Source organism: Rhodococcus sp. MEB064, from assembly GCF_000834565.1.
Classification (GTDB): domain Bacteria; phylum Actinomycetota; class Actinomycetes; order Mycobacteriales; family Mycobacteriaceae; genus Rhodococcoides.
Window position 1 is genome coordinate 4,878 of record NZ_JXQS01000034.1, and the last position, 26,503, is coordinate 31,380.

General features: G+C 68.9%; 1 protein-coding gene. It reads left to right on the plus strand.

Annotated elements, in window-relative coordinates; all coding sequences use genetic code 11:
• Positions 1 to 26,490 carry a non-ribosomal peptide synthetase gene (locus RU01_RS15200; RefSeq protein WP_052493303.1) on the plus strand — a complete coding sequence of 8,830 codons (26,490 nt, stop codon included), beginning with the start codon at positions 1 to 3 and terminating at the stop codon, positions 26,488 to 26,490.
• Positions 26,491 to 26,503 lie beyond the last annotated feature (13 nt).

Consider the following 26,503-nt stretch of genomic DNA (forward strand, 5'->3'; position numbering starts at 1 on the left):
ATGACGGATAGCACTCCCACAGGTTCCGAGGATTCCGAAAACTCCAAGGGTTCCGAAGAGACCACCCCGAACGGTGGACGTGCGCGGAAGGCGCGCCCGACGCGGGAGCGCCCGCGTCGCCGTCAGCGCCCGCGCGCGGCGACACTCCCGCAGATCCTCGCTGCCGCCGTCGAGGTCGACCCCGATCGCGACGCCATCGTTCTCGTCGACGCCGCCGGCACGTCGCACGCATGGACCTACCGTGAACTCGATACCGCGTCGTCGAAGCTCGCCCGTGAACTGATGGACCGCGGTGTGGGTGCCGAGAACGTCGTCGCCCTCGCCGTGACCCGGTCCGCGCAGTCCATCCTGTCCATCTGGGCCGTCGCCAAGACCGGCGCCGCCTATGTTCCCGTCGATCCGAAGTACCCGGCCGATCGCATCGAGTACATGCTCACCGACTCGGGCGCGAGCATCGGAATCACGACGTCCGAGTACCGGGACGCCCTCCCGGCGTCCGTCGACGTGCGCTGGCTCGTTCTGGGAGACTCCGACCTCGACGCTGCCGTCGAGGCTCGCTCGGGTGATCCGGTCACCTATGCGGACCGCGTGCGCGTCCTCGGACCCGCGAACACCGCGTACATGATCTACACCTCGGGTTCGACGGGTCGACCCAAGGGCGTCGAGGTCACGCACGCCGGTCTGTCGGGACTGGTGGCCGAACAGCGCGAGCGCTACGGCATCGACTCCTCGTCGCGGACCCTCGCCGTCGCGTCCCCGAGTTTCGACGCCTCCGTCTTCGAGCTGCTCATGGCCGTGGGTTCCGGTGCCACCTTGGTCGTGTCCCCGCCGGAGGTCTTCGGCGGCGACGACCTGACCGCACTGATGCGCGCGCAGCGGGTGACGCATGCCGTCATCACGCCGTCGGTGCTCGCGTCGGTGACGCCGTCCGAGCTCCCCGACCTCCGCGTCGTGGTCACCGCGGGTGAGGCCTGCCCTCCCGAACTGGTGTCCCGCTTCGTGACCGACTCCCGCCGGATGTTCAACGGCTTCGGTCCCACCGAGGCCACCATCATGACCAACGGCGCGGAACTGTTCCCGGACGCACCCGTCTCCATCGGCGGCCCGATCCGCGACTTCCGCACCCCCGTCCTCGACGGGCGTCTCCGCGACGTCCCTGCCGGGGTGGCAGGCGAGCTGTACGCCGCCGGACCGGGTCTGGCACGTGGGTATCACGGACGCCCGTCGCTGACCTCCGAGCGTTTCGTCGCCGACCCCTTCGGCGAGCCCGGATCGCGCATGTACCGCACCGGCGACCTCGCGCGCGTACGGGCCGGTGGCGCAGTCGACTATCTGGGCCGTTCCGACTTCCAGGTCAAGGTCCGCGGTTTCCGCATCGAGCTCGGCGAGATCGACGCCGCGCTGAGCGCACACCCGGATGTCCGCTTCGCCGCGGCAGCCGGCCACCAGTTGGCCGACGGGTCCACCGTCCTGGTCGCCTACGTCCAGCCGGAGCCGGGCCACGAGGTCGACGTCGCCGACGTCACCGAGTTCGTCGGCCGCAGCCTCACCGCCTACATGGTGCCGTCCGAGATCATCGTCATCGACGCGGTCCCGTTGACGCCGGTGGGCAAACTCGACCGTGCTGCACTGCCGCAGCCGACGATCGGTACGTCCACCAAGGAGTACCGGGCGCCCCAGTCCGCGACCGAGCGGACCGTCGCGGACGTCCTGTCCGACCTCCTCGCGGCCGAACGAGTGGGCCTCGACGACACCTTCTTCGAGCTCGGCGGCAACTCGCTGCTGGCCACCCAGGTCGTCGCGCGCATCAATCAGGCGGCGCAGTCCCGCATCGCGGTCCGCGACGTCTTCGAAGCGACATCCATCGCGGATCTGGCTGCACGAGTGGATCTCTCACTCGGTGCCCCCGAGCGGCCCCCGCTGGTCCGTCGTTCACGCGACGCCGAACTGCCGCTGTCCTACGCGCAGCAGCGCATGTGGCTGACCAATCAGTACGACGTCAGCTCTCCCGCGTACAACCAGCCCGTCGTCCTGCGGATGACGGGAGCGCTGAACATCGAGGCGCTCGGCCGCGCGTTCGAGGATCTGATCACCCGGCACGAGACGCTCCGCACCGTCTACCCGCAGACCGAGAGCGGTCCGGTGCAGCGCATCGAACCCGCCTCGTCGGTGTCGGTGGTGCTCGAACCGGAGCGGATCGACGAGTCGACGGTGTACGAGCGACTCACCCCGGTGGTTCTGGACGGATTCGACGTGTCGTCCTCGGTCCCGTTCCGCGCGAAGCTGTTTCAGATCGCCGACCAGGACTACGTCCTCGCGGTGGTCATGCACCACATCGCCAGCGACGGTGGGTCGCTCGCCCCCCTCGTGCGCGACCTGACGACGGCCTACGTGGCGCGCAGCGCCGGCTCCGCGCCGGACCTGCCGGAGCTGGAGGTGCAGTACGCGGACTACGCCATGTGGCACCGCGAGCTCCTCGGCGACGAGAACGATCCGGAATCGCTGAGCGCCAAGCAGATCGCGTTCTGGACGCGCGCGCTGGCGGGCACGCCGGAGGTCATCGAACTGCCGACCGACCGCACCCGCCCGGCCCAGCCGTCCTCGCGCGGCGCGACCGTGAACTTCCGTGTGGAGTCCGATGTCGCGGAGGGTCTGAACGAACTGGCCCGTCGCACGAACTCGACGATGTTCATGGTGGTCCATGCCGCGCTCGCGGTGCTGCTGTCCCGCATGGCGGCGACGGACGACGTCTCGGTGGGTACGCAGATCGCCGGGCGCGGCGAGCAAGCTCTCGACCCGCTCGTCGGCATGTTCGGCAACACCCTCGTGCTGCGATCCTTCGTCACCCCGGACGAGTCGTTCGAGGACTTCCTCGTCCGCACGCGCACAGCGGATCTGGACGCGCTCGGCAACTCCGACCTGCCTCTGGACCGGTTGGTGGAGATCCTGCGCCCGCAGCGGTCGCTGGCGTACGCGCCGCTGTTCCAGGTGTTGCTCATGCTGCAGAACTTCGAGCGCACCGAGATCGAACTCCCGGATGTCACCATCGGTCTGCTCGACTCGGACGTCCCGGTCGCCAAGCTGGACCTGACCGTCACCCTCATGGAGCAGGTCGATCCCGACGGCTCGCCCGGAGCGATCGACGGATCTCTGCTGTACGCGACCGATCTGTTCGACGAGGGCACCGCCGCCGCGATCGCCGAGCGCTATGTCGGTATGCTCGCCGCCGTCGTGGCCGACGCGTCGACACCGGTCGGCGATCTGCCGTTGACCACGGCGGGGGAGCAGGACCGGCTCGACTCCCTGCGGGGCGTGGATGCACCGTTGCCGTCCGAGACCCTCGTCGACATGTTCCGTCGCGGTGCCGCGATCGACCCCTCGGCCACCGCGCTGGTGTACGAAGGCGAGTCGCTGACCTACGCCGAGTTCTCCGAGCGGGTCGACCGACTGGCGCGTCACCTTCTCTCCCTGGGCGTGGGCCCGGATACCCGTGTCGCGGTCGGCATGCGGCGGTCCCTCGAGATGATGATCGGGATCTACGCGGTCCTCGAAGCCGGGGGCGCGTACGTTCCTGTCGATCCGGATCACCCGGCCGAGCGCACGGAGTACGTCCTCGACAGTGCCGCTCCCGTCGTGCTGCTGACCACGTCGCGTGATCACCGGGATCTGCCCGAGCACAGCAACATCATCGACGTCGACACGGTCGACCTGTCGGGAGTGTCCGCCGACGCCCTGACCGACGACGAGCGCACCTCCGCTCTGCTGCCGTCGAACATCGCGTACATCATCTACACCTCGGGATCGACCGGACGACCCAAGGGCGTTGCGGTGTCGCATCACTCGGTGATCAACCAGATGCTGTGGATGCACGAGACCTACGATCTGACTGCCGGCGACACGATGCTGCAGAAGACGCCGGTCACCTTCGACGCGTCGGTGTGGGAGTTGTTCCTCCCGCTGCAACTCGGCGCGACGCTGGTCGTGGCCCGGCCCGACGGCCACCTCGACGTGCAGTACCTGCTCGACCAGGCGCGGACGCACCGCATCGCGATCCTCGAGTTCGTGCCGTCCATGCTCGAGCTGTTCATGTCGGACGCCGGTCTGGCGCTGCCGGATTCGCTGCGGTACCTCTCCGTCGGTGGTGAGGCGCTGTCCGCGGACCTGGTCCGACGCTTCGCCGCCTCCTCCGCGGCCGAGCTCGACAACACCTACGGCCCCACCGAGGCCACGGTCACCTCGACCCTGCACCGGACCACCGAGGCCGACGTCCGCACCGTCCCGATCGGTCGTCCGATCCGCAACACCGGTGCGCGCGTGCTCGATTCGCGTCTGCACGACGTCCCGGTCGGTGTCCCGGGAGAGCTCTATCTCACGGGCGCCCAGTTGGCGCGGGGCTACTTCGGACGTCCGGACCTCACGTCCGACCGGTTCGTCGCCGATCCCCGCACCACCGGTCTGCGGATGTACCGCACCGGTGACCTGGTGCTGCGCACGGCCGACGGCGAGCTGGAGTTCCTCGGCCGCACCGACTTCCAGGTCAAGCTCCGCGGTCTGCGCATCGAGCTGGGCGAGATCGAGTCCGCCCTGACGGCTCATCCGGACGTGGCACGCGCTGTCGCCATCGTTCATTCCGACGAGCGCACCGGCGAAGCCCTGGTGGCGTACATCGTGCCGGAAACCGGGCGCGCACCGGACCTGACGAGCGTTCTGGACCTGGTGGGCGAACGCGTTCCCGCCTACATGGTGCCCTCGCACCTGACCGTTCTCGACGAGATCCCGCTGAGCCCCAGCGGCAAGCTGGACCGCCGTGCGCTCCCCGAGCCCGTCGACGTGTCCGGTCCCCGCGAGTACCGGGCCCCCGAGACGGTGTCCGAGAAGGTCGTCGCCGACGTCTTCTCCGCGCTGCTCGACGCGCCGCGTGTGGGCATGGACGACTCGTTCTTCGAGCTCGGTGGCAACTCGTTGGTCGGCATGCGAGCGGTGGCTCGTGTCAACGAGGCGCTGGGCAGTTCCATCGGTGTCCGCGACCTGTTCGAGAAGCCCAGCGTCGCAGCGCTCGCCGCGCGGATCGATGCCGCGGCGCAGACCGGACGCACCCGCCCGGTGCTGGCACCGCGGGAGCGTCCCGAGCGGATCCCGCTGTCTCTCGCCCAGTCCCGCATGTGGTTCGTCAACCAGTTCGACCCCGAGTCCGCGGCGTACAACATCCCGCTGGTGATCACGCTCCGCGGCGCCCTGGACGTCGACGTGCTCCGGGCCGCCGTCGGCGACGTGCTGGAACGTCACGAATCCCTGCGCACGCTCTACCCGCAGGTGGACGGCACGCCGTACCAGGTCATCCTTCCGGCCGAGCAGGTCTCCTCGCAGTTCTCCGTCGTCGACGTGGCGTCCGACGCCGTGCAGAGCCGCGTGATCGACATGGTCACGTCCGGGTTCGACGTCACCGCCGAGGTACCGCTGCGCGGCGCCCTGCTGCGGATGTCGGACACCGATTCGGTGCTGGCCTTCGTCGTGCACCACGTCAGTGCCGACGGCTTCTCGATGGGGCCGCTGGCCCGCGACGTCATGACCGCGTACGCGGCACGTCAGGCGGGTTCGCCGGCGTGGAGCGAGAACGGCCCGCTGCGTCCGCTCGAGGTGCAGTACGCGGACTTCTCCCTGTGGCAGCGCGAGATGCTCGGGTCCGAGTCGGACCCGGAGTCGCTTGCCTCGCAGCAGGAGTCGTACTGGGTGACCCAGCTGGACGACCTGCCCGAGGTTCTCACCCTCCCGTCCGATCGACCGCGCCCGGCCGTGTCCACCGGCGGCGGCGCCGCGGTGAACCACGTCATCGGAGCCGATGTCCACGCCCGCGCCGCGGATGTCGCGCGGGCGCACGACGCGACCCTCTTCATGGTCGTGCACAGCGCGTTGGCCGTCGTGCTGGCGAAGCTGTCGAACACCACCGACATCGCCGTCGGTGCGCCCATCGCCGGCCGCGGTGAGGAAGCGCTCGACGACCTGGTCGGCATGTTCGTCAACACCTTGGTGCTTCGCAGCCATGTGTCGCCGCACGCGTCGTTCGCCGAGCTGCTCGCCGAGACGAAGTCCGTGGACCTGAACGCCTTCGGCAACGCCGACGTTCCCTTCGAACGACTCGTCGAGGTGCTCGCCCCGGAGCGCTCGACGTCGCACAATCCGCTGTTCCAGGTGGCTCTCGCCTTCCAGAACCTCGAGCGCACCACGTTCGAACTCGGCGGACTCGAGGTCGCGCGATACGACGCCGGGGTGCACTCGGCCAAGTTCGACCTCTCCATCGAGATCACCGAGACCGTCGACGACGCCGGCGCACCGGCCGGTCTCTCGATCGAGGTCACGTACGCCACCGACCTGTTCGACGCTCCGACCGTGTCGCTGTTCTGCGAGCGACTCGAGCGGGTCCTGGCGGCGGCGATCGATGCTCCGGATCGTGCGGTGGGCGACATCGCGTTGCTCGAACCTGCCGAGGCCGCCGCTCTCGCTCCCGTCACCGGCGACGACCCGGTCGACGAGCGGATCCTCGGCGACCTGCTCGTCGAGGCCGCGGAGATCAACCCGGACGGCCCGGCGCTGGTCTTCGACAGTGCCGTGCTGTTCGAGGGCACCTCGGCGACCTATCGCGAGGTCGCGGACTTCACCGCCCGTCTCGCGCGTATCCTCATCGCCCGCGGTATCGGTAGCGGATCCACTGTCGCACTGTCGGTCCCGCGGTCGGCGGAGTCCGTCGCCCTGATGTGGGCGGTCACCCGCACCGGCGCGGCCTTCGTGCCGATCGACCCCAACTACCCGGCCGACCGTATCGAGCACATGGTCACCGACTCGGGTGTCCGCGTCGGTCTCACCCTGGGTGCCCACCGTGGATCTCTGCCCGACGACATCGACTGGCTCGTCGTCGACTCCGACGACCTGCGCCGCCAGGTTTCCGAGGCGTCCTCGGCACCGATCACCGACGCCGAGCGTCTGCGTACCGTGACGCCGTCCGATCGTGCGTACATCATCTACACCTCCGGTTCCACCGGTCTGCCCAAGGGCGTCTCGGTCTCCCACCGTGGCCTGAACCAGCTCGGAGTCTCGCAGCGCGAGCAGTACCGCGTCGAGCGTGACTCGCGGGTCATGCATTTCGCGTCGCCGAGCTTCGATGCATCACTGCTGGAGCTGCTGCTCGCGGTTCCCGCCGCGGCCGCTCTGGTGATCGTGCCGACATCCGTGTACGGCGGCGAGGAGCTGGCGCAGTTCCTGCGTCGTCACGAGGTGACGCACGCCTTCATCACGCCGGCCGCGCTGGCGTCGGTGGATCACACCGGTCTTCCCGCGCTGCAGACCATTTCGGTGGGCGGCGAGGCGTACTCCCAGGATCTGGTGACCAGGTTCGCCCCGGGCCGGCGCATGCTCAACGTGTTCGGACCGACCGAGACCACCATCGTCTCGCACATCGGCAAGCCGATGGTTCCCGGTGGCCCGATGCCGTTCGGCGGCCCGATCCGCGGCGGCCGGGCGATGGTTCTCGATGCTCGCCTCAACCCCGTCCCCGTCGGTGTTCCCGGCGACCTCTACACCGCGGGACCCGGTGTGGCGCAGCACTATCACGAGCGTCGCGCACTGTCCTCCGAGCGGTTCGTCGCCGATCCGTACGGCGACCCCGGTACGCGCATGTACCGCACCGGCGACGTGGTGCGGTGGTGGAAGCGTCCCGAGACGGGCGACCTCGAACTCGAGTACGTCGGTCGCGGTGACTCGCAGATCAAGATTCGCGGCTTCCGCATCGAGCCGGGTGAGATCGACGCGGTGGTCTCCTCCCACCCGGAGGTCCAGTTCGCGCTGACCACTCCCTTCACCACCGCTGCCGGCTCCAAGGTGCTGGTCACCTACGTCACGCTGACCGCGGGATCGCTGCTGCGGGAATCCGACCTGACCGAGTGGGCGGCGGAATCGCTACCGACGCACATGGTTCCGTCGGCGATCGTGGTCATGGACGAGGTGCCGCTCGGTGCCACCGGCAAGGTGGACCGCCGGGCACTGCCCGCACCGGAGTTCGGTACCGACACCGACACGTATCGCGAACCCGCCACCGAGACCGAACGCGCCCTGGCATCGGTGTTCGCCGACGTCCTCGGTGTCGATCGAGTCGGCGCGGACGACGACTTCTTCGCTCTCGGTGGAGACAGCATCGTCTCCATCCAGCTGGTTTCCCGTGCCCGCGCGGCCGGGCTGTCGCTCAGCCCGCGTGACGTCTTCGAGCGGCGCACGGTGTCCGCACTGGCGGCCGTCGTGTCGACGGGGGAGAACGCCGTCCGCATGCTGCCCGAACTCGAGGGCGGCGGTGTCGGAACACGGCCGCTGACACCCGTCGAGCACTTCATGACCCAGCGCGGCGGCGCGTACGAACGCTTCTCGCAGAGCGTCGTGCTCGACCTGCCGGCCGGCATCGACGAGGCCCGCCTCGTGGCCACGCTCCAGGCCGTCCTCGACCGGCACGATATGTTCCGCGCGCGGCTGGTCGGCTCGGTCGACGACGGGTTCACCATCGAGACCGCCGCCCCGGGCGCCGTCGACGCGGCGTCCCTGCTCACCCGCGTTCCGTTCGACGCCGACCTGACCGGCGACGACCGCGAGAAGGCCGCTCGCGCAGCGCTCGACGCGGCCCTCGACCGCCTCTCGACCGCCGACGGCCGTCTCGTCCAGTTCGTCTGGCTGGACACAGTCCGGCTGAACACCGAGGGAACCTCCGACGCGAACGGCTACCTCGTCGTCGCCGGCCACCACCTCGCCGTCGACGGCGTCTCCTGGCGCATCATCGTCCCCGACCTGGTCACCGCATGGTTCGCCGTCTCGACGGGCACCGAGCCGCAGCTGCAACCGGTGGGCACCTCCATGCGGACCTGGGCGCACGCCCTGACCGATCAGGCTGCCTCGCGTCGCGACGAGCTGCCGTTCTGGACGTCCGTCGTCCGGTCCGAGGACATCCTTCTGGGTGACCGCGATCTGGACCCGTCGATCGACGTGCAGAACACGCTCGACAAGATCCGGGTCACCGTTCCGGCGGACGTCACCACGTCCGTGGTCACCACGCTGCCGCAGGTGTTCCGCGGCGGCGTCAACGACGGATTGCTGTCCGCTCTGGCACTTGCCGTGGCGAAGTGGCGTCGCGAGCGCGGCACCGAGTCCGACTCGCTGTTGCTGCGACTCGAGGGTCACGGCCGCGAGGAAGACGTGCTCGGCGACGCCGGACTCGCGGATCTCTCGCGCACCGTCGGCTGGTTCACGGCCATCTTCCCCGTCCTGCTGAACCTTGCCGACGTCGATCTCGACGACGCGTTCGCCGGAGGTCCGGCGGCGGGTCGTGCGGTCAAGGCCGTCAAGGAGCAGTTGCTCCGAGTCCCCAGCCGCGGCATGGGCTACGGCATGCTGCGCTACCTGGACGACTCGGGCCGGTCCGTGCTGGGCACGTCCGTCGGACAGATCAGCTTCAACTACCTCGGTCGCCTGTCCGCCGGCGAACTCCCCGAGGGCGTAGAGGGACTCGGGTTCCTGCCGTCGTCGGACATCCGCACGCTCGCCGACGTGCCGCTCGACGCGGACATGCCCGCCATCGCCGTGTTGGACATCAACGCGGTGCTCGCGGACGATCAGCTCGGCGCGACGTTCGCGTTCCCCCGGGGGATCCTGTCCTCCGAGGACGTCGAGGTGCTCGGCCGGTACTGGGTCGACGCCTTGACCGCACTCGCGGGCCACGTCGACAGCGGTGAGGCCGGCGGCCTGACGCCGTCCGACATTCCGTTGGTCCCCGTGTCGCAGAAGGACATCGAGGTCTTCGAGAACGACGTCCCGGATCTCGGGGACGTCTGGTCGCTGGCACCTCTGCAGGCGGGTCTGCTCTTCCACTCGTCGATGCAGCCGGCCGACGCTGCGGACGTCTACGTCATGCAGGTCGTTCTCGATCTGACAGGTGAGGTGGATCGAGACCGCTTCGTCGCGGCTGCCGACGCTCTGCTCGCTCGCTACGACGGGCTGCGGACGTCGTTCCGCACCACCGCCGACGGTCGTGCTGTGCAGCTGGTTCCCGATCGTGTCGAGGTGCCGTGGGTCGATGTCGACCTGCGCGGCACCGAGGACCTCGAGAGTGCACTGCGCACCGAGCTCGAGACCGAACGCGATCGACGCTTCGCGATGGACGACGCACCGCTGGTGCGGTTCCGGATGATCCGGACCGCCGACGACACGGTCACGCTGTCGTTCATGGCGCACCACATCGTCATCGACGGCTGGTCGATGCCGCTGGTGCTCAAGGACTTGTTGACGCTGTACGCGTTGCGCGGTGACTCGTCGCTGCTTCCCGAAGTGCGTTCCTACCGGTCGTTCCTCGAGTGGCTGTCCGTCCGTGACCGCGCCGTCTCCGTCAAGGCGTGGACCACCGCGTTCGCCGGTGCGGAAGAGCCGACGCTGTTGTCGGGCATCACCGATACGTCCGGTGTCTCCACCGACACGGGCCGTGTCGAGGTCGTCATGGACGAGAAGGTCACGTCCGAGCTCACCGACCTCGGCTCGCGCCTCGGTGTCACGTTGAGCACGATCGTCCAAGCCGTGTGGGGTCTGGTCCTGGCTCGTCAGCTGGGCCGCGACGACGTCGCGTTCGGTGGCACCGTCTCCGGGCGTCCCGCGGACCTCGACGGCGTCGAGACGATGGTCGGACTGTTCATCAACACTCTCCCGGTCCGCGTGCGTATCGACGAGTCCGAGCACATCGAATCGTTCCTGCTGCGACTGCAGGAGGAACAGACCGCGCTCCTCGATCACCACTACCTGGGCCTGGCGGACATCACGACCGCCGTCGGACCCGGTGCGGTGTTCGACTCGATCACCGTCCTCGAGTCCTACCCCGTCGACGAGGAGGGCCTGAAAGCCGCCGCGTCGATCGACGGCATGGCTGTCACGGGCGCACAGGTGCTCGACGCGACGCACTACCCGATCAACGTGGTCACGTTCGCGGACACGCAGATCCGGATGACGCTGCGCTACCTGCGAGACCTGTTCTCCGACGACGACATGGCCGACCTCGGCAGCCGTCTGCAGGCCGTCTTCAGCACCTTCGCCGGTGCCCCCGGGACACCTGTCGGACGCGTCGAGACGCTGCTGCCGTCCGAGCGGGAAGACCTGCTCAGCCGTCGCGGATCGGCCGACGTCGATCAGCGCACCCTCGTCGACATTTTCGAATCGGCTGCCGATCGTGCGCCGAACGGCGTTGCTGTACAGCAGGGTTCGCTCCGATGGACCTACACCGATCTGGACGCGCGGGCCTCGCGATTGGCCCGCGTCCTCGTCGACCGCGGCGTCGGACCCGACGTCGTGGTGGCCGTGGCAGTTCCGCGATCGGCGGAGTTCGTCCTGTGCGTGTGGGCCGTCGCGAAGGCGGGCGGCTACGTCGTGCCCGTCGACCCCGCGCATCCGGCCGAGCGCATCGACTACATGGTCCACGACTCGAGTGCGGCGCTCGGCATCACCACCGTCGCCGACCGTCCCGCCGACGTCGAGGGACTGTCGTGGCTGGTCCTGGACGACGAGCAGGTCGCGTCCGAGGTCGACGCGCGCTCGTCCGAGCGGGTCACGGACGCCGAACGTCTCGGCTCGATCCGCCTCGACAACGCGTCGTACATGATCTACACGTCCGGCTCGACCGGACAGCCCAAGGGCGTCGTCGTCTCGCACACGGGCCTCGCGAACCTCGTTGCGGCGCAGACGGACAGCCTGAAGATCGACGAGCAGTCCGTCGTTCTCGCCGTCGCCTCGACCAGCTTCGACGCATCGATCTTCGAGATCCTGCTCGCTGCGGGCAATGCAGTTCCGCTGGCTCCGGCGCCGGCCGGGTTCTACGGCGGACCGGACCTGGCCCGGTTCGTGACCGACGAGGGCGTGACCCATATGGTCATCACCCCGTCGGCGCTCGCGACGGTCGAACCCGACGCGGTGCCGTCCGTCCGTGCCGTGATGCCCGTCGGCGAAGCACTCCCGCCCGAACTGATGGCGACGTGGGCCGAGTCGGGCCGCACCGTCGTCAACGGCTACGGACCCGCCGAGACGACCATCATGATCAACGCGTCGTTGCCGCTGGCCGCCGGTGATCGGATCACCGTCGGTCGCCCCAGCAAGGGCACCACCGAGTACGTCCTCGACGGCCGGCTCCGGCCGGTTCCGGTCGGCGTCCCGGGTGAGCTCTATGCCGGAGGTCCCGGAGTCGCGCGTGGGTACTTCGGTCGCTCGACGCTCACGTCGGAGCGCTTCGTCGCCGACCCGTACGGTTCCGCGGGAAGTCGCCTGTACCGCACCGGTGACGTCGTCCGCTGGACCGAGGCCGGAACGATCGAGTACATCGGCCGCAGCGACTTCCAGGTCAAGATCCGCGGCCAGCGCATCGAGCTCGGTGAGATCGATGCGGCTCTGTCCGCACACCCGGACGTCGACTTCGCCGTCACGGTGGGTCACCGGTCCGCCGGCGGTGTCACCGACCTCGTCTCGTACGTCCTGCCCCGCGAGGGTGTCGACCTCGACATCGCCGCCGTGCACGCGTCGGTCAAGGCGAGTCTGCCCGCGCACATGGTGCCCTCGGTGATCATGCCGCTGACGTCGGTGCCGCTGAACCCGGTCGGCAAGCTCGACCGCGCGGCGCTCCCGGAACCGACACTGGTCCGGTCCCGCGCCGAGTACCGCGCTCCCGAGACCCCCGAGGATCAGGCCGTCGCGGAAGTGTTCGCCGACCTCCTCGGCGTCGAGCGCGTCGGTGTCGACGACAGCTTCTTCGACCTCGGTGGCAACTCACTGGTCGCGACCCAGGCCGTCGCCCGCATCAACGCGGCGCTCGACGCGCACATCGGCGTCCGCGACATCTTCGATGCCTCCACGGTGGGCGAGCTTGCCGCACGGGCACTCTCGGCCGGCGTGGGCGACCGTCCCCGGTTGGTGGCGGGGGAGCGACCGGATCCGGTCCCTCTGTCGTTGGCGCAGCGCCGCATGTGGTTCCTGAACCAGTTCGACACCAGCTCACCGGCATACAACATCCCGCTGGCGGTCCGGCTCACCGGCTCGCTCGACGTCGAGGCGCTCGAGGAGGCCGTCCGCGACGTCCTCGCCCGCCACGAGACGCTGCGCACGGTCTACCCCGGATCGGAAGACGGTCCGTACCAGGTGATCCTGGGTGTCGACGCGGTCCCGCTCGAGCTCGCACCTCGGCCCGTCGAGACCGACGGCGTCCCCGGCGCCCTGTTCGAGTTCATCGCGGGCGGTTTCGACGTCACCGAGGCAGTGCCCGTCCGCGGTGTGCTTCTGGAGATCGTCGACCCGGCCGGAGACAAGGCCGAGTACGTCCTGTCGATCGTCGTCCACCACATCTCCGCCGACGGCTTCTCTCTCGGACCGCTGGCACGCGACGTCATGGTCGCCTACTCGGCGCGCATCACCGGTGCGGCGCCGGAGTGGGCCCCACTGCCGGTCCAGTACGCCGACTACGCGCTGTGGCAGCGCGCGGTGCTCGGATCCGAGAAGGATCCGGACTCGCTGACCGCCCAGCAGATCTCCTACTGGAAGCAGCAGCTGGTCGGTCTCGACGATCCTCTCGAGCTCCCCTCGGATCGTCCTCGCCCGGCCGTGCAGTCGATGCTGGGCCACTCGGTGCAGTTCTCGCTGACACCGGAGCAGACCGCCGGTCTGCGTGCCGTCGCCGCATCACGTCAGGGCACGCTGTTCATGGCCGTGCACGCTGCATGGTCCGTCCTGCTCGCGACGCTGTCGGGTTCGCGGGACATCGCCGTCGGAACCCCGATCGCCGGTCGTGGTGAACGCGAGCTGGACGACATGGTGGGCATGTTCGTCAACACGCTCGCCCTGCGCCTCGACGTCGATCCGGACGCGTCGTTCGCCGATCTGGTCGCGGCCGCACGGTCGGTCGACCTGTCCGCGTTCGGTCACGCGGACGTGCCGTTCGAGCAGTTGGTCGAGGCCGTCGATCCGCGCCGCTCGACGGCGTACCACCCGATCTTCCAGGTGGGCTTCTCCTTCCAGAACCTCGCACCCGTGACGTTCGAGCTGCCGGACCTCACCGTGGGCGACGTCGGCATCGAAGCGGCTGTCTCGCAGTTCGATCTGCACCTGATCGTCAGCGAGGGCGCCGAGGACGGATCGTTGCAGTCCGTCCTGACGTTTGCCGAGGCACTGTTCGACAAGGCCACCGCCGAGTCGTTCACGCAGCGGTTCTCGCGCGTCGTCGACGCCGTGATCGCGCGTCCCGAGGCCCCCGTGCGGTCGGTCGACGTGCTGAGCGAGGACGAGCGTCGCGCGATCCTCGTCGACGTCAACGACACCGCGGTGTCCGGTGCTCCCACATCGGTCGCGCGGATGTTCGCCGACCGTGTCGCCGAGCGCCCGGACGTTCTCGCCCTCACCGAGGGCGAGATGTCGATCACGTACGCCGAGTTCGGCTCTCGCGTGGCACGTCTGGCACGCGCGCTGCTGGCGGACGGCGTCCGCACCGGCGACCTGGTCGCGGTCGCGATGCCGCGGTCGATCGACTCCATGGTCGCGATGTACGCGGTGGTCCAGGCGGGCGCCGCCTACCTGCCCATCGATCTCGATCATCCGGCCGAGCGCACCGAGTACGTGCTGGGCAATGCTCGACCGTCGCTGATCCTGCTGGGCGGCCGGGAGCTGTCCGCGCCGACCGACGTGCCGACGATGGACGTGCTCGCGGCGGAGCTCTCGGAATTCTCCGACGGCCCCGTCACCGACGAGGAGCGCACGCGTCCGCTTCTCGCGGAGGACCCCGTCTACGTCATCTACACCTCCGGCTCGACGGGGCGCCCCAAGGGCGTCGCGCTGCCGCATCGCGCTGTGGCGAACCAACTCTGGTGGATCCAGAACGAGTTCGCCCTCACGGCCGACGATGCGATGGTGCAGAAGACACCGTCCACGTTCGACCTGTCGGTGTGGGAACTGTGGTGGCCGCTCACCGCCGGCGCCCGTCTCGTCATCGGTTCCCCGGAGGCGAATCGGGATCCCGCCGAACTGGCGCGTCTCATGCGCGAGCAGAACGTCACCGTCGCCGACTTCGTGCCGTCGCTCCTCGGGGCATTCGCCTCGGTGGCGACGTCCGAGGACGTCGCGTCGCTGAGGGCCGTCCTGTGCATCGGCGAGGCGCTTCCGCGTGACGTCGTCACGTCGTTCGCCCGGCTGTCCGATGCCCCCGTGGTCAACCTGTACGGCCCGACGGAAGCTGCCGTCTCGGTCACCGTGCACCACATCGCGCCCGACGAGAGCGGCCCGGTGTCCATCGGTGGACCCGAGTCGAACGTCCAGGTGTACGTCCTCGACAGTCGCCTTCGACCGGTCCCGGTCGGTGTCGCAGGTGAGCTCTATCTCGCGGGCAACCAGCTGGCGCTCGGATACTTCGGCAACACCGCTCTCACCGCGGAACGCTTCGTGGCCGACCCCTTCGGAGCCGGACGTCTCTACCGCACCGGTGACGCCGTCCGCTGGGTCACCCGTGGAGACGCCACGGTTCTCGAGTTCGTCGCACGCACCGACGACCAGGTCAAGGTTCGCGGCTTCCGTATCGAGCTCGGCGAGGTCGAGGCCGCGCTGACATCGGCTGCCGGAGTTGCTGCAGCCGCGGCCGCCGTCGCTCGGACCGCCGGCGGAGAGCTCCTCGTCGGGTACGTCGTCGCGGAACCCGACACGACCGTCGATGTCGACGCCGTGCGCGCCGCGGCAGGGGAGTCGGTGCCGGGCTACATGGTGCCGTCCCGCATCGTCGTCATCGACGAGCTGCCCCTCAGCGTCAACGGCAAGCTCGACCGCCGTCGTCTGCCGTCGGTCGATCTGGACGTGGCGCGCGAGTACCGCGCACCCTCCACCCCGGTCGAGGAGATCGTGGCCGCTGCCTTCGCCGCGGTGCTCGGTGTCGACCGAGTCGGTATGGACGACAACTTCTTCGAGCTCGGCGGCAACTCGTTGTCGGCGACGCAGGTGGTCGCCCGCGTCAACGCGCGGTTGAACACCCGCATCGGTATCCGCGAGATGTTCGAGTCCGCGGACGTCGCGACCTTCGCCGCGCGCGCCGAGTCGGCGTCGACCGCCGAGACGCGTGCTCCGCTGGTGCCGATGGAGCGGCCGGCGCACGTGCCGCTGTCGCTGGCGCAGTCGCGCATGTGGTTCCTGAACCAGTTCGACACGTCCTCGCCCGCGTACAACGTTCCGCTCGCTATCCGGCTCCAGGGCCGGCTCGACCTGGACGCGCTGACCCTGGCGGTCCGCGACGTCCTCGAACGCCACGAGTCTCTGCGAACGGTCTACCCGCAGACCGACGACGGGCCCGCGCAGGTCGTCCTGCCGGCGCGTGACGTTCCGCTGGACCTGCACGCGGAGGACGTCACCGAGGAGAACGTCGCCGCGCGGTTGTTCACGTTCGTCTCCGGCGGATTCGACGTCACGGCCGAGGTTCCGGTCCGCGGACTGCTGCTGCAGATCACCGACGCCCCGGACGACGATCCGGCCTACGTCCTCGGCATCGTCATCCACCACGTCTCGTCCGACGGCTTCTCGCAGGGTCCTCTCGCGCGGGACGTCATGGTGGCCTACACCGCTCGGGTACGCGGTGAGGCACCGTCGTGGACGCCGCTGCCGGTGCAGTACGCCGACTTCGCGCTGTGGCAGCGCATGGTTCTCGGCTCGCTCGACGACGACACCTCCGTCGTCAGCAGGCAGGTCGCGTACTGGAAGACCCGCCTCGCCGGGCTGGGAGACGCGTTGGCGCTGCCGACCGATCGACCGCGCCCCGCGGTGCAGTCGTTGCAGGGCAAGTCGATCCGCTTCGAGATCTCCGCCGAGACGACGGCCGCGCTGACGTCGATCGCGCAGGAACGGCGCGCCACGCTGTTCATGGCGATGCACGCCGGCTGGTCCGTCCTGCTGTCGGCGCTGAGCAGCAGTCGGGACATCGCTGTCGGTACCCCGATCGCCGGCCGCGGCGAGCAGGAGCTCGACGACATGGTCGGCATGTTCGTCAACACGCTCGCTCTGCGCGTCGACGTGAACCCGGACCTGACGTTCGCCGATCTGGTCGAGTCGGTCCGCGAGAGCGACCTGGCGGCCTTCGGCAACGCCGACGTGCCGTTCGAGCAGTTGGTCGAGGCGCTGAATCCGGTGCGCTCCACCGCGTACCACCCGCTGTTCCAGGTCGGCTTCTCCTTCCAGAACCTGTCACCGGTGAGCTTCGAGCTTCCCGATCTGACGGTGTCGGACGCCGGCTTCGACTTCGATGTGTCCCAGTTCGACCTGCACCTCATCGTCAGCGAGAGCGGCACCGATGCCGGGCAGATCGCGATGCTCACCTATGCCACGTCCTTGTTCGACGAGTCCACGGCACAGGTGTTCGTCGAACGGTTCCTGCGCGTTCTCGACGCCGTCGCGGCGCGACCGGACCAGCGCATCGCTGCCGTCGACGTCCTGTCGGCCGACGAGCGTGAGCAGATCCTGGTGCAGCGCAACGACACCGACGTCGCCGGTGTGCCCGAGCTGCTGACGGACATGTTCGCGGCCCGCGTCGCCGCGGCACCTGACTCCACGGCGCTGACGTACGGCGACGAGTCGATCACCTACGGGGAGTTCTCCGAACGTGTGTCGCGCCTGGCCCGCTACCTCGTCGGCGAGGGTGTCCGGACAGGCGATCTGGTCGCCGTCGCGGTACCGCGCTCGTTCGACTCCATGGTCGCGATGTACGGCGTCGTCGCTGCCGGTGCCGGATACCTCCCGATCGACCTCGATCACCCGGCGGAGCGCACGGAGTACGTGCTCTCCAGTGCCGCTCCGTCGATGGCGATCATCTCCGGCACGCCGCTTCCCGTGGAGACGACGATCCCCACCGTCGACCTTTCGACGGTCGACATGTCGTTGTTCGACGGCTCTCCGATGACCGACATCGACCGCAGTCGACCCCTGCTCCCCCAGGACCGCGCCTACGTCATCTACACCTCCGGCTCGACCGGACGGCCGAAGGGCGTGGCGCTGCCGCACCGTGCCGTCGCCAACCAGATGGCGTGGATCCAGAACGAGTACCACCTCACGTCCGAGGACGCGATGGTGCAGAAGACGCCGTCCACGTTCGACCTGTCGGTATGGGAACTGTGGTGGCCGCTGACCGCGGGCGCCCGGTTGGTCCTGGCCTCCCCGGAGGGCAACCGCGACCCGTCCTACCTCGCACGCCTCATGCGGGACGAGCGGATCACCGTGGCCGACTTCGTGCCGTCGCTCCTCGGCGCCTTCTGCGCCCTGGCATCGCGGGAGGACGTGGCCACGCTCCGCGCGGTGCTGTGCATCGGTGAAGCCCTGCCGCGCGACGTCGTGACGGCGTTCGAATCCCTCTCGGACGCAACGCTCGACAACCTCTACGGCCCCACCGAGGCCGCGGTCTCCGTGACCTCGCACCGCACCGTGCGCGGCGCCAAGGGGTCGGTGCCCATCGGCTCACCCGAGGCCAACGTCCGGGTCTACGTACTCGACGATCGACTCCGGCCGGTACCGACGGGCGTCGGCGGCGAGCTGTACCTCGGCGGCACCCAGCTCGCGCTGGGATACGTCGGCCGAGCCGACCTCACGTCGGAACGGTTCGTCGCGAACCCGTTCGACGCCGACGGCTCACGCCTGTACCGCACCGGCGACGCCGTCCGCTGGAACGCCGGCGGCGAGCTGGTCTTCCTCGACCGCACCGACACCCAGGTCAAGGTCCGCGGCTTCCGCATCGAGCTCGGTGAGATCGAAAGCGTTCTCGTGGGCGACGATTCAATCGCCGCAGCAGCGGTGGCGGTGTCCACCACCGGCGGCGGCGACATGCTCGTCGGCTACGTCGTTCCTGCTCCAGAGAGGTCCGTCGACGTCGACGCCGTGCGCGCTCACGCGTCGGAAAGCCTTCCGGCGTACATGGTTCCGCAGCGGATCGTCGTACTCGACAGTCTGCCGCTGTCGATCAACGGCAAGCTGGACCGTCGGCAGTTGCCGTCGGTCGGCGTCGATGCCGGCTCGACCTACCGCGCACCGTCCACCCCGGTGGAGGAAGTGGTGGCCGGTGCCATCGCGTCGGTGCTCGGCGTCGAGCGCGTCGGCGTGGACGACAACTTCTTCGAGCTCGGTGGCAACTCGCTGTCGGCGACACAGGTCATCTCCCGGGTCAACGCGGCACTCAACGCCCGCGTCGGCATCCGCGAGATCTTCGAGGCACCCACGGCCGCGGGGCTCGCAGTGCGTGCGGAACGTGCGGTCGAGTTCGGTACACGCGTCGCCCTGGAACCGCGGGAACGTCCCGAGGAGATCCCGCTGTCCCTCGCGCAGCAGCGCATGTGGTTCCTGAACCGCTTCGACACCTCCTCCGCGGCGTACAACATCCCGCTGGCGATCAAGTTGACGGGCGATCTGGACACCGTCGCTCTTGAGCAGGCGATCACCGATGTGATCGGTCGGCACGAGGTGCTGCGCACGGTGTACCCGGAAGGCGAGAACGGTCCGCACCAGGTGGTGCTCCCGGTCGATCGCACCAACCTGTCGTTGACCGTCGAGGACGTCGATCCGGCGCGCATGCGTGCCCGACTCTTCGCCTTCGTCACCGACGGCTTCGACGTGACCCGTGAGGTTCCTGTCCGAGCAGCCATTCTCAGGACGGGTCCGTCCGAGCAGGTGCTCGCCTTCGTGATCCACCACGTGTCGGCGGACGGGTTCTCGCTCGGCCCGCTGGCCCGCGACGTCATGGTGGCGTACTCGTCCCGCATCGCCGGCAATGCCCCGATCTGGGCGCCGCTCCCGGTGCAGTACGCGGACTACACGCTGTGGCAGCTCGAGGTCCTCGGCGACGAGTCGGATCCCACGTCGATCCTGGCCCGACAGCTCGACTTCTGGCGCACCGCTCTCGGCGGAATCGACGGCCCGATCGAGCTGCCGTTCGACCGTCCGCGGCCGGAGATCCAGGCCATGGAGGGTGAATCGGTCCGCTTCCGTATCACCGCGGATCAGGTGCAGGCGCTGAACCGGGTGGCCACCGCGTCCGGTTCCACGCTGTTCATGGCGATGCACGCTGCCTTCGCTCTCACGCTGGCCAAGTTGTCGGGCTCGCGCGACATCGTCGTCGGCACGCCGATCGCCGGTCGTGGAGAGCAGGAACTCGACAACCTCGTCGGTCAGTTCGCCAACACTCTCGGCCTGCGCCTCGACCTGGACCCGGACATGTCGTTCGGTGAGCTGGTCGAACAGGCACGGGCACGGGACCTCGCCGCCTTCGGCAACGCCGACATCCCGTTCGAGCGGCTCGTCGAGGCCATCAACCCGGAACGGTCGACGGCTCATCACCCGTTGTTCCAGGTGGGCTTCACGTTCCAGAACCTCGAGCAGGTGTCCCTGACGCTGCCCGGGCTCGAGATCTCGGACCTGGGTGTGGAAACCGGAGCCGCGCAGTTCGACCTGCAGCTCCTCGTCGGCGCCGAGGAAGGTGGCGACGGTGTCACCAGTGCGCTCGAGTGCGCCCTGACGTTCTCCACCGCCCTGTTCGACCGCAGTACCGCCGACGCGATCGTCGAGCGTCTGCACCGCGTCATCGACACCGTCAACGCCGACCCGACGGTTCCGCTCCGCGCCGTCGACGTCCTGTCCGAGGACGAGCAGCGTGAGCTGCTGGACTCCGTGAACGCCACGGACCGGTCCGGCGCGCCGCTGCTGCTGACCGAGATGTTCACGGGCCGTGTCGCGGCGTCGCCCGACGCGGTGGCGATCACGTTCGAGGGCGAGTCGTCGACCTACGCCGAGCTGGGAGCTCGTGTAGCCCGCGTCGCCCGCCATCTGATCGCCTCCGGCGTCGGTACGGGAGACCTCGTGGCAGTCGCGGTCCCGAGGTCCGTCGACTCGATCGTCGCTCTGTACGCGGTGGTCCAGGCGGGTGCGACCTACTTGCCGATCGATCCGGATCATCCTGCCGATCGCACCGAGTACGTCCTCGGTGACGCCCGCCCGACCCTCGTGATCACCGGCCCCGACGGGTTGGCGGTGCACACCGACGTGCCGCAGGTGGACATCACGACGGTCGACCTGTCCGGGTACTCGGACTCTCCGGTCACCGATGCCGAGCGGTCGCGCACACTGCTGCCCGACGACGCGATCTACGTCATCTACACCTCCGGATCGACCGGTCGACCCAAGGGTGTGGCCCTGCCGCACCGCGCCGTGGCGAACCAGATCTGGTGGATGCAACAGGAGTTCGAGCTCACCGAGGCCGATGCGATGGTGCACAAGACGCCGTCGACCTTCGACCTGTCGGTGTGGGAACTGTGGTGGCCGCTCACGACGGGCGCCCGCCTGGTCGTGGCGAACGCGGAAGGTAACCGCGACCCGGTCTACCTGGCGCGACTGATGCGCGACGAAGCCGTCACCGTGGCGGACTTCGTGCCGTCCCTGCTGGGCGCCTTCACCGCCGTCGCCACGCGGGAGGACATCGCGACGCTGCGCGCGGTCGTCTGCATCGGTGAGGCGTTGCCGCGCGACGTGGTCACGGCGTTCGCACGCCTGTCCGACGCTCCCGTGGTCAACCTGTACGGACCGACCGAGGCTGCCGTCTCGGCCACCGTGCACCGCATCACGGCGGACGAGACGGGTGTCGTGCCCATCGGCGCCCCCGAGGCCAACGTCCGCGTCTACGTGTTGGACGACCGTCTGCGGCCCGTTCCGCAGGGCGTCACGGGAGAGCTGTATCTCTCGGGAGTTCAGCTCGCCCGCGGGTACTACGGTCGCTCCGGCCTGACGGCCGAGCGGTTCGTCGCGAATCCGTACGGCGCGGGGCGCCTCTACCGGACCGGCGACGCCGTGCGGTGGAACACCCGTACGGCCGGGACGGGACCGGAACTCGAGTTCGTGGCGCGAACGGACGATCAGGTCAAGGTCCGCGGCTTCCGCATCGAGCTCGGTGAGGTCGAGTCCGCTCTCGCGACGCACGAGAGCGTGTCCGCCGCCGCCGCCGCGGTCAAGAAGGTTGCCGGTGGCGATCTGCTGATCGGCTACGCCGTTCCGCACGAGGACCGCACCGTCGACGTCGACGCGGTCCGCGAGACCATGCGGACACTGGTGCCGGCGTACATGGTGCCGGCACGGATCGTCGTGATCGACGCACTGCCGCTGAGCGTCAACGGCAAGCTCGATCGCCGACAGCTGCCGTCGGTCGACGCCACCGCCGGGCGTGAGTTCCGGGCACCGTCGACGCCGGTCGAGGAAGCCGTCGCGGACGCGTTCGCCTCGGTACTCGGCGTGGATCGGGTCGGAGTGGACGACAACTTCTTCGAGCTGGGCGGAAACTCGCTGTCGGCGACACGGGTGATCGCCCGCATCAATGCGCGTCTCGGCACCACCGTCGGCATCCGCGAGATGTTCGAGACTGCGGATGTCGCAGGATTCGCCGCACGCGTGGAATCCGCCACGTCGGGTGCTCGGATCCCGCTGACGCCGATGGTGCGGCCGGACCGTATCCCGCTGTCGCTGGCTCAGCAGCGGATGTGGTTCCTGAACCAGTTCGACACGGTCTCTCCCGCGTACAACGTCCCCCTGGCCGTGCGGCTCACCGGGGATCTCGACGTCGACGCCCTCGTCCGCGCAGTGCAGGACGTGGTCGCGCGGCACGAGGCGCTCCGCACGCTGTACCCGCAGGACGAGTCGGGGCCGTTCCAGAAGATCGTGCCGCCGTCGGATCACGTACTGGACTTCGAGCGGGACTCGGTGTCGGAGGACGCCGTCCGATCCCGTCTGGTGTCCTTCGTCGCCCGCGGATTCGACGTCACCGCGGCAGTTCCCATCCGGGGTCTGCTGCTCGGCACCGGCCCGGATTCGCACGTGCTGATGATCGTGATGCACCACATCTCGGCGGACGGCTTCTCCATCGGGCCGCTGGCACGGGACGTCATGGTCGCCTACGCGTCGCGCTCCGAGGGGAACGAGCCCGTCTGGCGTCCCCTCGAGGTGCAGTACGCGGACTACACGTTGTGGCAGCGTGAGGCACTCGGTTCGGTCGAGGACCCGACATCGGTTCTCGGCGAACAGATCTCGTACTGGAAGTCGACCATGGCCGGTCTCGACGGCCCGCTCGAGCTGCCGTTCGACAGGCCGAGGCCCGAGGTCCAGTCGATGTCCGGCAAGGAGATCGGCTTCTTCCTGCCCGCCCGCGTCATGGACGCCCTCCAGGAGGTCTGCCAGGGGTCGCGCGCCACGCTGTTCATGGGCGTCCACTCGGCGTTCTCGGTGCTGCTGTCGAAGTTGGCGAACAGCCGGGACATCGTGGTCGGCACACCGATCGCGGGTCGCGGCGACGAAGCGCTCGACGACCTGGTGGGAATGTTCGTCAACACGCTCGCCCTGCGTCTCGACGTCGATCCCCACCAGTCGTTCCGCGATCTCGTCCTGGCCGCCTCGGCGGTCGACCTCGGCGCGTTCGCGAATGCCGACGTGCCGTTCGAGACAGTGGTCGAAGCGGTGGACCCGGAGCGGTCCACGGCCTTCAACCCGCTGTTCCAGGTGGGCTTCTCGTTCCAGAACCTCGCACCGGTGCAGGCGAGCCTGGCGGGTCTCGAGGTCGCGGCACTCGATCCGGGGGCCGAGATCTCGCAGTACGACCTGCATCTCGTGGTCGCCGAGGGCGGCGAGAACTCCGAGCGTGGGCGCGGGCTCGAACTCGCCTTCACCTACGCGACGTCGCTGTTCGACGAGGCCACGGTGCAGTCGTTCGCCGACAGGTTCCTGCGCGTGCTCGAGACCGCGGCGTTCGCACCGGACACGATGGTGCGCGACATCGAGATCATGAGCAGCGACGAGAAGCGTCTCGTCGTCGAGGACCGCAACCGGACGGCCATGCCGGGGGTCCCGTCGACGGTCACCGAGATGCTCGATCACCGATTCGCTGCGTCGCCCGACGAGGTCGCGGTCGTGGCCGGTGACGTCTCGCTCACGTACCGCCAGTTCGACGAGCGAGTCGACCGGTTGGCGCGGTACCTCATCGCGCACGCCGTCGGACCCGGTGACCTGGTCGCCGTCGCGATCCCGCGATCGTTCGACATGATGATCGCTCTGCACGCCGTGGTGAGGTCGGGGGCCGCGTACCTGCCGATCGATCTCGAGCACCCGGCGGAGCGGACGAAGTACGTGCTCCAGAACGCGCGGCCTCGCGGAGTGCTGACGGTGTCGCCGATCGTCCTCGATCTCGAGGACACGGGGTGCACGCGGGTCGACGTGGACACGCTCGACCTGTCCGATTACTCGGGCGGGCACATCGAGGACCACGAGCGGACGCGTCCTATCACGGGCGACGACCTGATGTACATCATCTACACCTCGGGGTCGACGGGCCGCCCCAAGGGCGTTGCCGTCGGTCACTCCGCGGTGGCGAACCAGCTCGCGTGGATGACCCGGGAGTACGGGTTGTCCACGGCCGACGCCGTCGTGCAGAAGACGCCGGTGACGTTCGACGTCTCGGTGTGGGAACTGTGGTGGCCGATCACCGCCGGTGCGACGGTCGTGCTGGCCAAGCCCGGCGGACAGAGCGATTCGCTGTACATCGCGGATCTGATCCGGACGCAGAACGTCACGATCGCCGTGTTCGTGCCGTCCCCGTTCGTGGCGTTCCTGACGGTCGCGGAGGCGGCGGACGTGGCATCGGTCCGTGCGGTGCTGTGCGCCGGCGAGGCACTGCCTCGGGACAGCGTCGATGCGTTCGGTCGCATCAGCGACGCACAGGTCGACAACCTGTACGGACCCACCGAGGCGGCCGTCACGGTCACACGCTTCTCGGGTGCCTACACGGGTACGTCCGCGTCCATCCCGATCGGCAAGCCGGCGGCCAACACCAGCGTCTACGTCCTCGACGGTGCGCTGAAGCCCGTTCCCGACGGGGTCGCCGGTGAGCTGTACCTGGCCGGTGATCAGCTGGCCTGGGGATACTTCGGTCGGTCGGATCTGACGTCGGACCGTTTCGTCGCGAACCCGTTCGCGCCGGGACGGATGTACCGGACCGGTGACGCTGTGCGCTGGTCGAGCACCGGTGACATCGACTACCTCGGTCGAACCGACGACCAGGTCAAGGTGCGCGGTTTCCGCATCGAGCTCGGCGAGGTGGAGAAGGTTCTCGCGTCGTTCCCCGGCATCACCGTCGCCGCTGCGGCGGTGAAGAAGTTCGGTGGCAGCGCAGCCCTGATCGGCTACGTCGTGCCCGAGGAGGGGACGACGGTGGACCTGATCGACCTCGAGGAGTTCGCCGGGACCAGGTTGCCGTCCTACATGGTGCCGAGTCGGACCGTCGTCATCGACTCGATCCCCCTCGGCGCCAGCGGGAAGATGGATCGCAAGTCGCTTCCGAGTCCGGACGCGGGTGTGCAGCGCGACTACCGTGCGCCGTCGACACCGCTGGAAACGGCATTCGTCGACGTCTTCGCGAGTGTGCTGGGCGTCGATCGTGTGGGAGTCGACGACAACTTCTTCGAGCTGGGCGGCAACTCGCTCAGTGCGACCAAGCTGTTGTCGGCGGTCCGTGCGTCCGACGTCATCGACCTCGACGTCCCGTTGCAGTGGATCTTCACCTCGCCCACCCCGGCCACCCTCGCGGCGCGGGTGGAGGCCGGTGCGATCGACGACGACAAGGATGCGCTGGGCGTGCTGCTGCCGATCCGGACGACCGGGAGTCAGCCGGCGCTGTTCTGTTTCCACCCGATCGTCGGACTGGCGTGGAGCTTCACGGGCCTGGCCTCGAGGTTGGATCCGGAGATCCCGATCTACGGCATCCAGACGCCGGCGCTCTCGGGCGACGACACGCTCGAGGAGTCGGTGTTCGCGGTCGCGCAGCGCTACCTCGACGAGATCCGGACCGTGCAGCCCGAGGGCCCGTACCGATTGCTCGGGTGGTCGTTCGGCGGCACCGTCGCGCAGACCGTCGCCACGATCCTGCGTGAGGCGGGGGAGAGCGTCGAACTGCTCGCCGTCCTGGACTCGCGAGGTGGTCCCGCATCCACCGAGTCGGAGACGGAGGAGAAGGCGCTGTCACTGTCGGAGCTGCTCGGAGCGGTGGGTGTGAGCACCGAGGGTGTCCCCGACGTTCCGTTGGCGAGCTTCGAGGATGCCGCGCGCATGATCGCGTCGGCACCCGCCGTGGCGGCCGTCCTCGACGAACGCACGGTCGAGTTGATGCTCCGAGGTGCGGCGCACAACGGTGTGCTGATGGAACGGCATCACCCGAACCGTTTCGACGGTCGGATGCTGTTCTTCGCCGCGGCCGCCGACGATCCGACCGGACGTGTCTACGCGGACTCGTGGCTGCCCTACGCCGACGTCGTGGACGCGTACTCGGTCCCGGTGACGCACTGGTCGATGACGACCGACGCAGCGTGGGACGTCATCGTTCCGGCACTGCGCAGGGCATTGGGGAACTGACGACGCCGGTCAC